Here is an 11,949-nt window from a genome sequence, read left to right as displayed (position 1 = left end):
CCGGCGGCGCAGTTCTGCGTTCCGGGGCCACGCAGGGCGGCAAAGTCACGGCTGGTAGGCTCAAGCGACCCTCCGGAGGAATGCAAAAATGACCAGCCAGGTGCCACCTCGCGGAGACACACCGCTGCTCGGAGTCTCCTATGTGATGCCCGTGCTCAACGATGTCACCCACGTTCGCGATGCCGTTCTCAGCCTCCTGCACCAGGACTACACCGGCCCGTTCGAGGTCACCCTCGCCCTCGGCCCGAGCATCGACGGCACCACCGAACTCGTCGAGGAGATGGCCTCCGTCGACCCGCGCATCCGGGTCGTCGAAAACGAGGTCGGATCCACGCCGGCCGGTCTGAACATCGCCATCCGGGCTTCGCAATACCCGGTCGTGATCCGGGTGGACGCCCACTCCGTGCTGCCGGCGGACTACGCGCGCATCGCGGTGGAAACCCTCGAACGTACGGGGGCGGACAACGTCGGCGGCGTCATGGACGCCCAGGGCGGGACCCCCTTCCAGAAGGCCGTCGCCCGCGCCTACGGCACGAAGGTCGGTCTGGGCGGAACCCCCCTGCACGTCGGCGGCCCCGAGGGCAAGGCGGAGACGGTCTACCTCGGCTGCTTCCGGATGGACAGCCTGGTGCGGGTCGGCCTCTTCGATGAGGGCATCAAGCGCGGCCAGGACTGGGAACTCAATCGGCGCATCCGCGACGTCGGCGGAACGGTCTGGTTCACGCCGCGCCTGCGCGTGGTCTACCGTCCCCGGCCGAGTCTCGCCCGCCTGGCCAGGCAAATGGTCTCCACCGGGCTCTGGCGCGGCGAACTCGCCCGGCGTTACCCGGCGGCCAACGGCATCCGCTATTTCGCCCCGCCGGTGATGGTGGTCGGCGTCGTGCTCGGCCTGGTGCTCGGCCTGGCCGGACTTGCCGCACTGCCCACCGGCGCGGCGCCGTGGCTGCTGCTCGGATTCCTCGCCCCAGCGGCCTACCTGCTGATCGTGGTCGTGGCCACAGTGGCCGTCACTCGCCCCGACGGGTTTCATGCCGGCCTCTGGTTTCTCGTAGTCTTGCCGTGCATCCACTTCTGCTGGGGCATCGGATTCCTGCTCGGGTATCTCAAACTCACCACCAACATCACGGCCCACACCGGGAGGCACCCATGACGCCAGCGACACCCGCGTCCGCCAGGCCGGCGTCGATCGCCGAGCTGCGCGCCGTGGCCCAGCCGCCCGAGGTGCGCCTGCGGGCCAACGCCGAGCATTGGACCGCCTCGCTCTACCTGCGGGACATCTCTCCCTACATCACCTGGATGCTGCTGAAGACCCGGATCACCGCCAACGGGGTCACGGGGCTGATGATCCTGGTCGGCTGGTCGACGGCAGCCGCGCTGCTCATCCCGGGCGTCTGGGGCGCGCTGCTGGCGCTCATCCTCGGCCAGCTCCAGATGCTGGTGGACTGCTGCGACGGTGAAGTGGCCCGGTGGCGCAAGGAGTCCTCCCCGGCCGGGGTGTTCCTCGACAAGGTCGGCCACTACACGACTGAGGCCCTCATCCCGATCGCGTTCGGCATCAGGGCTGCGGCGTTCCCGTTCGAGGCCCCGGCGGACCTGCTCTGGACCACCCTCGCCCTGCTCCTGGCCCTGATCATCGTGCTGAACAAGGCGCTCAACGACATGGTGCACGTGGCCAGGGCGAACGCCGGTCTCACCAAACTCTCCGACACTCGCGGGGAGAAGACCCTCACGTCCAGCCGCCTCGCCCAGGTGCGTCGCCTCGCCCGATTCGTGCCGTTCCACCGCCTGTACCACTCGGTCGAACTCACCATCCTGATTTTCGTGGCCGCCATTCTCGGCAGCTTCCTGGGTGAGCCCCTCGTCGACCGGGTCGTGCTGATCGTGCTCATCCCGCTGTCGTTCCTGGCCCTGGTCGGTCACTTCGTCGCCATCATGGCCTCCAAGCGTGTCCGTTCCTGAGGCCACCCCGACAGGTCCTGTCACCCGGACCGGTCCGGTCACCCCGATCGGTCCGGTCACCCCGACGGTCGGCGTCGTCGTGCTCACCCAGGGGACGCGGCCCGACGACCTGGCCCGCGGCATCCGTTCGCTGCTGGACCAGCAGGATGTGCACCTCGACATCGTCTGCGTCGGCAACGGCTGGCAGCCGACCGGGTTGCCGGCGGGCGTCAAGTCCCTCGGGCTGCCGACCAACCTCGGGATTCCGGCCGGCCGCAACCGCGGGGTCTCCTCCGTCGCCGGTGAGTTCCTGTTCTTCCTCGACGACGACGCCAGCATCCCCGACCCTCGGTTCCTCAGCGAGGCGATAGCCATGCTTCGCGCCGACCCGACCATCGGCCTTCTGCAGCCGAGGGTGGTCGACCCCTCCGGTCTCAGCTCGCCCCGCCGCTGGATTCCGCGCATCCGCAAGGGCGAGGCAACGCACTCCAGCAACGTCTTCTCAGTCTGGGAGGGCGCGGTGCTCCTGCCGCGGAAGGTCTTCGACGCGACCGGGGGCTGGGCGGAACCGTTCTTCTACGCCCATGAGGGCATTGAGCTGGCCTGGCGCGTCTGGGACCTGGGGCTTCGCACCTGGTACGCGGGCGACCTCGTTGCCAATCACCCGGTGATCCAGCCGACCCGGCACGCTGACTACTACCGGCTCAACGCCCGCAACCGGGTCTGGCTCGCCCGCCGGAACCTCCCCGCTCCCTTCGTGCCCGTCTACGCAGGCGCCTGGCTGGGCATCCAGCTGCTGCGCTGGTCGCGCAACCGTCCTGCCCTCCGAGCCTGGTTCGGCGGTTTCCGCGAGGGCTGGACCAGCGACCCGGGGGAGCGGCGTCCGCTCAAGGCCCGCACCGTCTGGCGGATGACCCTGGCCGGGCGTCCGCCGATCGTCTGACTGCTCCGGGAACCCCCGTTCGGGGGTCGCGGGGAGCCGCAGGCCCGCTGCAATCGGTACGCTTGACTGGTGGGTATACAAAGAGATGTCGGGCTTGCACTCAAGCTGGTCAGGGACGTCATGGCATCACGCAAGGCTCAACGAGTCCTCGAGGGACGCCTTGCGGTACGTGATCTCAGGCCGGACCAGCACTTCAAAATCGCGGTCTACTTCGCCGACGGCGATGTCAACCTCTACCAGATGCGCCAGTGGTACAAACCGCTGGCCAAGCTCGCCGAGACCTGGCCGGTGCTCATTCTCAGCCGGAGCGGCAGCGGGGCCCTTCCCTTGATCGACGAGGCACCCGTGCCCGTCGCCTATGTGCGGAAGGTCTCCGACCTCGAGCGGGTGCTTGAGGAGCAGGACATCCGGATCGTGCTGTACGTCAACCAGAACCCGCGGAACTTCCAGATGATGCGTTACGGGCGTCGCTGGCACGTTTTCATCAACCACGGTGAGAGCGACAAGATGTACATGGTCACCAACCAGATCAAGGCCTACGACTACGCCTTCGTCGCCGGGGACGCGGCGTTGGCCCGCCTCGACAAGGTGCTCTGGGACTACGACTTCCACAAGCGGGCCATCAAGATCGGGCGACCGCAGGCCGACCACTACGGCGGTACCCTCCCGTACACCCCGGACGAACGCCAGGTGGTGCTGTACGCCCCGACCTGGGAGGGTGACCGGCCGGCCGCTGCCTACGGTTCGATCGCGACGCACGGTGTTGCTCTCGTGACGGCCCTGCTCGACACGGGGCGGCACCGGGTGATCTACCGCCCTCACCCGCGCAGCGGTGTCGTGGACGCCGAGTACGCGGCCGCGAACCGCCGGATCATCGCGGCGATCGCCGCGGCGAATGCGCGTGACACATCCGCGAAACACCTCTTCGACTCGAGCCCCGATCTGGGTTGGCAACTCTCCGCGGCGGATGTGGCCATCGTCGACATCTCAGCCATGGTCTACGACCGCCTGGCCGCCGGGAAGTCGCTGATGGTGACGCGGCCGGCGAACCCGGAAGCCCAGATCGACTCGAGCGGGTACCTCTCCGACTGCGAGTGGCTTGACGCAGCGGAGGCCCACGACATCGAGCGCGTTCTGGAAGATCTGAACCATGACACCGCGGTGCAGCAACGGCTGGCCGTGTGGGTGGAGCGGTACTTCGGGGACACGCGAAAAGGGGTCGCCACAGAGCGCTTCCATGCCGCGGTCCAGCACCTGATGGATGAATGGGACCGGTGCGACGCGGTGCACCCTGCAGCAGCCAGCGTCGACGTCCTCGATGCGGGCCCGGTGACCCCGGACGACGCCGACCCCGACGACGGCGTTTAGTCCCGACGACGGCGTCTAGGCCCGACGACGGCGATTACGCCCGACGACGGCGTCTAGGCCTGAGGGGGCACGGGGCCATCCGCTGCAGCGTCTGACGCGCCCGCATCGGTGGCCCGTTCCGCCCGGGCCCGGCGTAGGGCCTTCGGCACCAGGCCGGGCAGCCTGCCGAGGGTTCCGCGGCCGAGTTCGGTCAGCCTGCCCGAGCGTCCCGGAAGCAGGACACTTTCCTGCACGGCCGCCTCCCGCACCTCGATTTCCCGCACCATGACGGCCCTGGCCCGGGGGTCCAGCTCAGGACGGAACCCGGCCGGGGCCTGCCCGAAGGCCAGCCGCGACGAGTGGATGACCCGCTTGCCCAGGATGTGGTTGCCGGTACCACCGATGACCGCGCCGACCCCGAACGGCAGGGCCTTGCCGATCAGGCTGGCACCCCCGCGGGCCGCGAACTGCTTGATGAACGCGCTTTTCAACCGGTCGGAGAGCGGCCCCATGATGGCCCGGGGGAGACTGGTCGTCACGAGTTCTCCCCAGTATGCGGTGCGGGCGGTGCCGTTCCCGGAAAACTGGCCGGCGAGCTGGCGCACCAGGTCTGAGCCCTCATGGCCGAGCATCATGGTCATCACCAGCGCCCGCGCGCGTTCCGGGTCATCGACGGTGATTCCATGCACCTCGCTCACGGACTGCGTGAACAGCGCCGTGGCCTCGAGGAAACCGGCCGTTTCGACCCCGGACAGGGCGAGTGTGATCCCGGTTCCGACGCCGGGTACCACGGCAGTCGCGCCGACCGCCGCGCCCCCGGTCGTCACCGCGGCGAGGTAGCGCCGTTCGAGAATCGCCACGAGCTCCACGGGGCCGGCTTGAGGAGATCGGCGCCGGATGGAACGGATGTGCGCGAGCACCGCCGGGCGGTGGATCGCCATCACCCGGTCGAAGCTCTTGGTGAGGGCGGGCGGCAGTTGGCCGCCCTGGGGCAGTCCACCGGTGGTCGACACGATCGGTTTGGGTTTCCTTGCCATCGAACTGCTCTCCTTAGCGTCCCGACGAGTTTACGTGCCGGTGTCCACATCTGCCCGACCACTGGCGGGATGCTCAAGTGAAGCCTATAGATGGAGGATGCCAGAGCCTTCCTCCGAAGCATCCCGCATCCTCGGTGACCGCCTGCGTCGCCGTCGCCGCCAGTTGTCACTCAACCAGGAGGCGGTGGCGCACCGGGCCGGTCTCAATGTGTCGAACTACGCCCGCATCGAAAGGGGTCACGGCAACCCGACGTTCCACACCCTGATCAGACTCGCCGCGGTGCTCGGCCTCGAACCGGGCGAGCTGATGAGCGGGTTCTCGGCGGAGCACCTCCCGGAGCCGCGCGACGGCCCTGAGACAGTCCTCATCCGACGGCTGCGCTGACCCGTCGCGGCTGATCCGTCGCGCCGCCGGGCCGCCGCTCACGCGGGCTTGATGCCGTACTGGGCGTTGTAGAGCGCGAGGACCTCGTCGATGGGCCCGTCCAGCACGAGCGCTCCCTTGTCCAGGTACAGGCCGCGCGTGCAGAACCGCCGGAGGTCGCGTTCGTTGTGGGACACGAAGAACAGTGTGCGCCCGCCGGCGAGGAGTTCCTCGATCCGCCGGTAGCACTTCTCGCGGAACGCCTTGTCGCCCACCGCCAGCACCTCATCGACCAGGAGGATGGGCTCCTCGAGCCGGGAGATCACGGCGAAGGCGATCCGCACCTTCATCCCGCTGGAGAGGTGTTTGTAGGGAGTGTCGATGAAATCGCCGATCTCGGCGAAGTCGAGGATGTCGTCGAAGCGTGCGTCGATCTGGGCCCGGGTCATGCCGTGCAGGCCTGCAGTGAGGTAGACGTTGTCCCGCACCGTGAGATCGTCCACGAAACCGCCGGTGATCTCGATCAGCGGCGCCACCCCCTCGGTGACGTGCACGGTGCCCTCGTCGGGGAGGACCACGCCGGTGACCAGTTTGAGGAGGGTCGACTTGCCCTGCCCGTTGCGGCCGACGACGCCGATGGCCTCGCCGCGCTGCACCGTGAAGGAGACCTTGCGGAGCGCCCAGAACTCGTCCGGCCGGCTGCGCCGCCGCCCGCCGGCGAAGAGATCCTTGAAACTGCGGCGGCCGCGACGGTTCCGTCTGAAACGGATGCCGACCCCGGTCAGCGAAATGACTGGCGCCGCCACTAGATCTCCTTCAGGACTGCACGCTCGGTGCGCTTGAAAACCAGGATCCCGAGGCCGAGTATCGCCAGCGACATCCCGGCGCTGATGCCGACGGTGAGCCAGTCCAGGTCGCCTGGGAAGAACGCCGCCCGGTAGAGGCTGAAGATCCCGCTCAGCGGATTGAACGCCGCCCAGAAGTGCAACTGGCTGGGGAGGTCCGTGGTGCTGTAGATGATGGGGGAGGCGTAGAACAGGAACCGGAGCACAAGCTTGACCGCTCGCTCCAGGTCGCGGAAGAAGACGACGAGGGGCGCGACCATCAGCCCGATCCCGGCGGTCAGAACCGTCTGGATCAGGATGGCTAGCGGGAACAGGAACGCCCCCGCGGTGATCGGCGCGCCGGACACGATCGCGAAGAAGAGCAGAACCGGCACGGAGGCCAGGAACTCAATGCCCTTCGATAGCACCAACCGGTTGACCCAGATGGTCCGGGGGATCCTGGTGGAGCGGATGAGCTTCGCCTCGCGCAGGAACGCCCGGGTGCAGTCGGAGATGGTGCCGTTGAACCACATCCAGGGAAGCAGGGCCGAGAGCAGGAAGATGATGTACGGCTCATGGCCCGCCCCGCGATTGAAGACCTGCGTGAAGACGAACCAGTAGATACCGGCCATGACGAGCGGGTCGAGGATCGACCAGAAGTAGCCCAGGAGCGAGGTCGAGTAGCGGACCCGCAGGTCTCGCTGGGTCAGTAGCCAGAGCGAATGACGGTAGCGCGCAAACGACGTGCGTTGCTCGGGGCGCACTTCCGCATAACTACTCACTCGACCAATCGTAGGTGAGCCCGGCCCGGCCCGGCTCCATCTGGGACCCAGCGAGTCCCGGGCATGAAAAAGCCCCCCGGCACCTGATTGTTCCGGGGGGCATGTTCATCGTCGACGTCTGGTTAGACGAAGAGGTTCGCGCGCTCCAGGTCTTCAGCGAAGTCGACCTCGACCGCGTAGAAGTCCGAGATGTCGAGCGGCTCGACGAGGAGGTTGTTCTTCTCGATGGCGAGTTCGATGCCGCGTTCGAAGTAGTCCTGGTCGCCGACCTTGGCGAGGTGGTGAAGCAGGACCGCCTTGTAGGCGCTCGAGATGTAGTTGATGCCGACCGCTTCGCCGAGCCCGCCCTTGACGGTCTTCGACAGCTCCTTGATGTAGCCTTCGGCGCTGGTGGTGTACTTCACCTCTTCATCCGACACCTTCGAGGTGTTCACGGTGACGAACGACTGGTCGCGGGCGACCATCGCCGCGGCCCGGTCGAGAATGGCGGGGTCGAAGACGACGTCGCCGTTCATCCACAGCACGCCGCCGGTGCTCGACGCCTGAAGCGCGCGCATCAGGCTCTTCGACGTGTTGGTCTGGTCGTACTCTTCGTTGTAGACGAAGGATGCCTGCGGGAACGCCTCGATGATGTGCTCGAGCTTGTAGCCGACCACGATGGTGACCTTGGCCTTCTTGCCGAAGGCGTGTGCGATGTTGTCGAACTGCTGCTGCATGATCGTTCGACCGTCGTTGAGTTCGGTCAGCGGCTTCGGAAGCGAACGACCGAGTCTGCTTCCCATTCCTGCTGCCAGAATGACTACCTGGGTGGTCACGATTATCTCCTAAAAAAAGATTCGAGCGACCCCTGCATCCGATGCATAAGACTCTTGTTTCGAACAAGTTTGTCTAGGGTTCACTCATAAGTTCACGTATAGACACGCCGTTATGCCAGCATCAGTCTACCTTATGCCCTCTCTCCGGGGGAAGAGGCGGTTTCCGGAGTGTGCTCAGTCCGTGACCACGGGCGCCGTTTCGGCCCGGCATTTGTGTCGTCGGCTGACCTCCAACCTGCGGTGTCAGGCGGTCCTTGGTAGGTTAGCGGGGTGACTCTTGTGCCCCCCAACTCCGAGCCCGACGAGCCGACGACAGTCCCGCCCGTGGGGGTCGAGACGCCCGCGAAACCGCAGATTCCCGCGGACGAACGCGACATTCCGGTGTCCACGGCCGCGGCACCCAAGCCGACCGTGCGCAAGGCCCCGGTTCGCAAGGCTCCGGCCCGGCCGACGGGTGCCTCCCGCACCCCCGCGGCGCGGAGCAGCAAACCGTCCGCCGCTCCGCTCGCCGACGGCGCTGAGGTTCCGCCGACGTCCGCGGGGCCGGCCCCGAAGCCCCGGACGACAAAGCCTGCGGCGCGCACCGCCGCAGCCCGCCCCGCGACCGCTCGGGCCAAGGCTGCGTCAGCGGTCGAACCTGGCGCCGATGCGCACGATTCTCCGGTGGCAACGCCGGCCGCCGCCCGGTCGGCGGCCGCGAAGGCGACGTCCGCTCGCACGGCCACCGCCAGGACCGAATCGGCCGCCAAATCGACTGCTGCCCGAGCCGACACGGCGAAGGCTCGCGCCGCGAAGGCCGCAGCGACCAGGGCCGCGGCACTCTCTGCATCCCTCGGCCAGGCCGTCGCCGAGCCGGCCGTCGCCGAGCCGACCGTGGCTGAGCCGACCGTGGCTGAGCCGGCCGTGGCTGAGCCGGCCGTGGCTGAGCCGGCCGTTGCCGAGCCGGCCGTCGCTGATCCGGCCGTGGCTGAGCCCGTTGCTGCGGAGACCGCAGTTGCTGAGCCTGCGGTCGGTGAGCCTGAGGCCGTGACGCCCGAACCGGTCGACGAGGCCGTGGAAACCGTTGTCCCACCGGCCTCGGCCGCCGAGATCCTGCCGCCAGAGTACGCAGGCCCCGTCCTGGCACCGGAAGCGGATCCCGCTGCGCCGCCGGCGGTGGCCGTCCGGGCACCGAAGAAGGCACCGGGACGGACGCCGCGCGCCTCGACGAAACGGAGACCGAAGTCGGCCCCGCCGGTCCCGGAGGGGCAGCTTACCCCGCTCGTGCTGTCGGTGACCGGGCTGAAGAAGAGTTTCGGCAACACCGTGGCCGTTTCCGGGATCGATCTCGAGGTTCGCGAGGGATCCTTCTACGGCATCGTGGGACCCAACGGTGCAGGCAAGACGACGACCCTCTCCATGATCACCGGACTCCTCCGTCCCGACGCGGGCGCCGTGCAGGTTCACGGCATCGATGTCTGGGGCAGCCCCATCGCCGCCAAGCGCATCATCGGCGTGCTGCCCGACCGGCTCCGACTGTTCGACCGGCTCACCGGGGCGCAACTTCTCTACTACTCCGGCGTCCTGCGCGGACTCGACGGAGCGACGGTGCGCAAGCGGTCGGCAGACCTGGCCGCGGCGTTCGGCCTCGAGGATGCGCTCAACCGCCTCGTCGCCGACTACTCGGCCGGTATGACGAAGAAGATCGCTTTGGCCTGCGCGATGATCCACTCGCCGAGGCTACTCGTGCTCGACGAACCCTTCGAGTCGGTTGACCCGGTGTCGGCCGTCAACGTCACGGAGATCCTGCAGAAGTACGTGGCCAGCGGCGGCACGGTTGTGTTATCCAGCCACGGCATGGACCTGATCCAGCGGGTCTGCGATCACGTGGCCATCATCGTGCAGGGGGCGGTTCTCGCCTCCGGCACCATCGACGAGGTCCGGGGTGAGAAGACCCTCGAAGAGCGGTTCATCGAGCTTGCCGGCGGACGCAAGGTTGCGGAGGGCATGGAGTGGTTGCACAGTTTCTCGGACTGAAACTCCGCCTGCTCGCGAACCTGTTCCGGCGCAGTCCCTGGCAGGTCGTCGGCATCGCGATAGCGCTCGTCTACGGCCTCGCCGTGGCCGTCGGCCTTGTCATCGTGCTGGTAGGGCTCCGCTTCGTCGGCGATGTCGTCGCCGTGCGCGACGGACTCGTCGTCGCCGGGTCGATCGTCGTGCTCGGGTTCTTTCTCGTTCCCCTGGTCTTCGGCATCGACGACAGCATGGACCCGCGGAAGTTCGCGACCATGGGCATCCCGAACCGACGGCTGTCGGCAGGGCTGGTGCTCGCGTCGCTGGTCGGGGCGCCGGCCTTCGTGCTGGCGCTGGTGCTCCTCGGCACGATCGTGACCTGGTCGCGGGGAGTGGTCGAGACGTTGCTGGCCATCGTGGCGGCCGCCCTTCTCCTGGCAACGTGCATGCTGGCGTCCCGGGTGAGCACCTCGATCGCGGCGTTCCTGCTATCGACCCGCCGGTCCCGGGAGTTCACGGGCATCATCGGCGTGCTCTTCCTGGTGATGGTGGCCCCGGTCGTGCTGCTCATCCTCAATCTCGACTGGGAGCGCTACGGCCTCGACCTGCTCGGCGGGCTCTCGGCGATCCTCGGCTGGACGCCACTGGGGGCAGCCTGGGCGGTCCCCGGCGACGCCGCCACCGGCGCGTGGGGGCCGGCCTTCCTGAAGCTGCTGATCGCCGCCGCCACGGTCTACCTTCTGTGGCTGGCCTGGCAGACCCTGGTGGCACGGATGCTCGTCACCCCGGGCCGTGAGGCCCAGGCCCGCCAGTACGGCGGGCTCGGCTGGTTCGACCGGATGCCGCACACCCCGATCGGTGTCATCGCGGCCCGCAGCCTCACCTACTGGGGCAGGGACTCGCGGTACTGGATGTCGCTGGTCATGATTCCGGTCATCCCGGTCCTGGTGATCCTGCCGCTGTCCTTCGCCGGGGTTCCGCTTCCGTACCTCGCACTGCTCCCGGTGCCGCTGATGTGCATCTTCCTCGGCTGGACGATGCACAACGACGTCGCCTACGACCACACGGCCATCTGGCTTCACGTCGCCTCCGGAACCCGCGGATTCGCCGACCGGATCGGACGCCTGGTCCCGACGCTGTTCGTCGGCATCCCCTTGATCGGGATCGGATCGGCGGTCAGCGTTTCGTTCTTCGGCGATTGGACCGTGCTGCCGTCCCTGCTCGGCGTGAGCACGTGCATCCTCCTCACCGGGCTCGGCTTCTCGAGCTACACCTCGGCCCGGTTCCCCTACCCCTCCACGAAACCGGGAGACAGCCCGTTCGCACAGCCCCAGTCCACCGACACCGCCGCGGCGATGATCCAGTCGCTGACCTTCACCGGCTCGATCCTTTTGTCGCTGCCGTCGATCTGTTTCGCCGTCCTGGGCATCTTCGCCGATCCGATCTGGCACCTGCCGGCGCTGTTCTCGGGCGTCGGAGTCGGCCTGCTCACCCTCACCGGCGGAATCTGGCTTGGCTCTCGCACGTTCGAACGGCGTGGCCCCGAGATGCTCGCGTCCGCGATCCGGGCCTGAGCCACCCACAACGGATGCCCCGCTCCTGCCTACAATGTTCGTATGACTGAAGACTTTCGCGCGAGCATTGCAGAACCAGGCCAGCCGGGCGGCGGCACCTCCACGCTCGACCGCGAGCTCGAGGAGCTCATCAACCAGGAGCAGATCGAGCCGGGCGACCACGAGCGGTTCTCCCACTACGTACCCAAGGACAAGATCCTCGAGTCCGCGATCTCCGGAAAGCCCGTACGCGCCCTGTGCGGCAAGAAGTGGCTGCCCGGACGTGACCCGGAGAAGTTCCCGGTCTGCCCGACCTGCAAGGCAATCTACGAAAAGATGAAGGGCTAGCCCGAG

General features: G+C 67.7%; 12 protein-coding genes. 8 read left to right on the top strand and 4 right to left on the bottom strand.

All coding sequences use genetic code 11. The features are described 5' to 3' along the window. The first annotated feature begins 88 nt into the window (after positions 1–88). The 4 genes from E3O48_RS13725 to E3O48_RS13710 all read left to right on the top strand — a co-directional run bounded on the left by E3O48_RS13725 (position 89) and on the right by E3O48_RS13710 (position 4,249). Positions 89–1,150, top strand: a complete 1,062-nt coding sequence (locus E3O48_RS13725; protein WP_241982536.1) for a glycosyltransferase family 2 protein — start codon at positions 89–91, stop codon at positions 1,148–1,150. Continuing rightward, positions 1,147–1,959 (top strand): CDP-alcohol phosphatidyltransferase family protein, encoded by an 813-nt coding sequence (locus tag E3O48_RS13720; RefSeq protein WP_134539550.1) that lies wholly within the window; start codon positions 1,147–1,149, stop codon positions 1,957–1,959. Before E3O48_RS13725 ends, E3O48_RS13720 begins: the two co-directional genes overlap by 4 nt. A 46-nt stretch (positions 1,960–2,005) precedes the next feature. Continuing rightward, entirely contained in the window at positions 2,006–2,881 is an 876-nt protein-coding gene (locus E3O48_RS13715; RefSeq protein ID WP_134539679.1) for a glycosyltransferase family 2 protein, read from the top strand. 69 nt (positions 2,882–2,950) lie between these two features. Then, positions 2,951–4,249, top strand: a complete 1,299-nt coding sequence (locus E3O48_RS13710; protein ID WP_370250039.1) for a hypothetical protein — start codon at positions 2,951–2,953, stop codon at positions 4,247–4,249. Between the two features lie 53 nt (positions 4,250–4,302). Here the strand turns inward: E3O48_RS13710 and E3O48_RS13705 are convergent, their stop codons facing one another. Next, the gene (locus E3O48_RS13705; RefSeq protein WP_134539548.1) at positions 4,303–5,265 is read right to left on the bottom strand and encodes a hypothetical protein; all 963 of its coding nucleotides are present in this window, start codon (positions 5,263–5,265) and stop codon (positions 4,303–4,305) included. Between the two features lie 97 nt (positions 5,266–5,362). On the opposite strand from E3O48_RS13705, the gene E3O48_RS13700 reads away from it, so the two are divergent. Continuing rightward, on the top strand, positions 5,363–5,650 hold the full coding sequence (locus E3O48_RS13700) for a helix-turn-helix domain-containing protein (protein ID WP_134539546.1): 288 nt from the start codon (positions 5,363–5,365) through the stop codon (positions 5,648–5,650). Positions 5,651–5,688: 38 nt separating this feature from the next. Here the strand turns inward: E3O48_RS13700 and E3O48_RS13695 are convergent, their stop codons facing one another. The 3 genes from E3O48_RS13695 to E3O48_RS13685 form a co-directional block, all read right to left on the bottom strand. After that, positions 5,689–6,435 carry an ABC transporter ATP-binding protein gene (locus tag E3O48_RS13695; protein WP_134509726.1) on the bottom strand — a complete coding sequence of 249 codons (747 nt, stop codon included), beginning with the start codon at positions 6,433–6,435 and terminating at the stop codon, positions 5,689–5,691. After that, a complete protein-coding gene (locus E3O48_RS13690; protein WP_241982535.1) occupies positions 6,435–7,235 on the bottom strand; it encodes an ABC transporter permease in 801 nt (266 codons plus the stop codon). The genes E3O48_RS13695 and E3O48_RS13690 overlap by 1 nt, the downstream gene beginning before the upstream one ends. A 122-nt stretch (positions 7,236–7,357) precedes the next feature. Then, positions 7,358–8,050 (bottom strand): NTP transferase domain-containing protein, encoded by a 693-nt coding sequence (locus tag E3O48_RS13685; protein ID WP_134509724.1) that lies wholly within the window; start codon positions 8,048–8,050, stop codon positions 7,358–7,360. 270 nt (positions 8,051–8,320) lie between these two features. On the opposite strand from E3O48_RS13685, the gene E3O48_RS18380 reads away from it, so the two are divergent. Genes E3O48_RS18380 through E3O48_RS13670 form a run of 3 tightly spaced genes read left to right on the top strand, consistent with a single transcriptional unit; the run spans position 8,321 to position 11,943 of the window. Continuing rightward, positions 8,321–10,066, top strand: a complete 1,746-nt coding sequence (locus tag E3O48_RS18380; protein ID WP_370250035.1) for an ATP-binding cassette domain-containing protein — start codon at positions 8,321–8,323, stop codon at positions 10,064–10,066. Next, positions 10,042–11,616 (top strand): hypothetical protein, encoded by a 1,575-nt coding sequence (locus E3O48_RS13675; RefSeq protein ID WP_241982534.1) that lies wholly within the window; start codon positions 10,042–10,044, stop codon positions 11,614–11,616. The genes E3O48_RS18380 and E3O48_RS13675 overlap by 25 nt, the downstream gene beginning before the upstream one ends. A 42-nt stretch (positions 11,617–11,658) precedes the next feature. Continuing rightward, positions 11,659–11,943, top strand: coding sequence for a DUF3039 domain-containing protein (locus E3O48_RS13670; protein ID WP_134509720.1), 285 nt, complete (start codon positions 11,659–11,661; stop codon positions 11,941–11,943). Positions 11,944–11,949 lie beyond the last annotated feature (6 nt).

The organism is Cryobacterium sp. HLT2-28, from assembly GCF_004402495.1.
GTDB classification, from domain to species: Bacteria; Actinomycetota; Actinomycetes; order Actinomycetales; family Microbacteriaceae; genus Cryobacterium; species Cryobacterium mannosilyticum.
This window is presented reverse-complemented; position numbering and strand designations above follow the sequence as displayed.

Coding starts and splice junctions, on each gene's coding strand:
- E3O48_RS13725 (WP_241982536.1), top strand. CDS start 89: ATGACCAGCCAGGTGCCACCTCGCGGAGACACACCGCTGCTCGGAGTC.
- E3O48_RS13720 (WP_134539550.1), top strand. CDS start 1,147: ATGACGCCAGCGACACCCGCGTCCGCCAGGCCGGCGTCGATCGCCGAG.
- E3O48_RS13705 (WP_134539548.1), bottom strand. CDS start 5,265: ATGGCAAGGAAACCCAAACCGATCGTGTCGACCACCGGTGGACTGCCC.
- E3O48_RS13700 (WP_134539546.1), top strand. CDS start 5,363: ATGCCAGAGCCTTCCTCCGAAGCATCCCGCATCCTCGGTGACCGCCTG.
- E3O48_RS13670 (WP_134509720.1), top strand. CDS start 11,659: ATGACTGAAGACTTTCGCGCGAGCATTGCAGAACCAGGCCAGCCGGGC.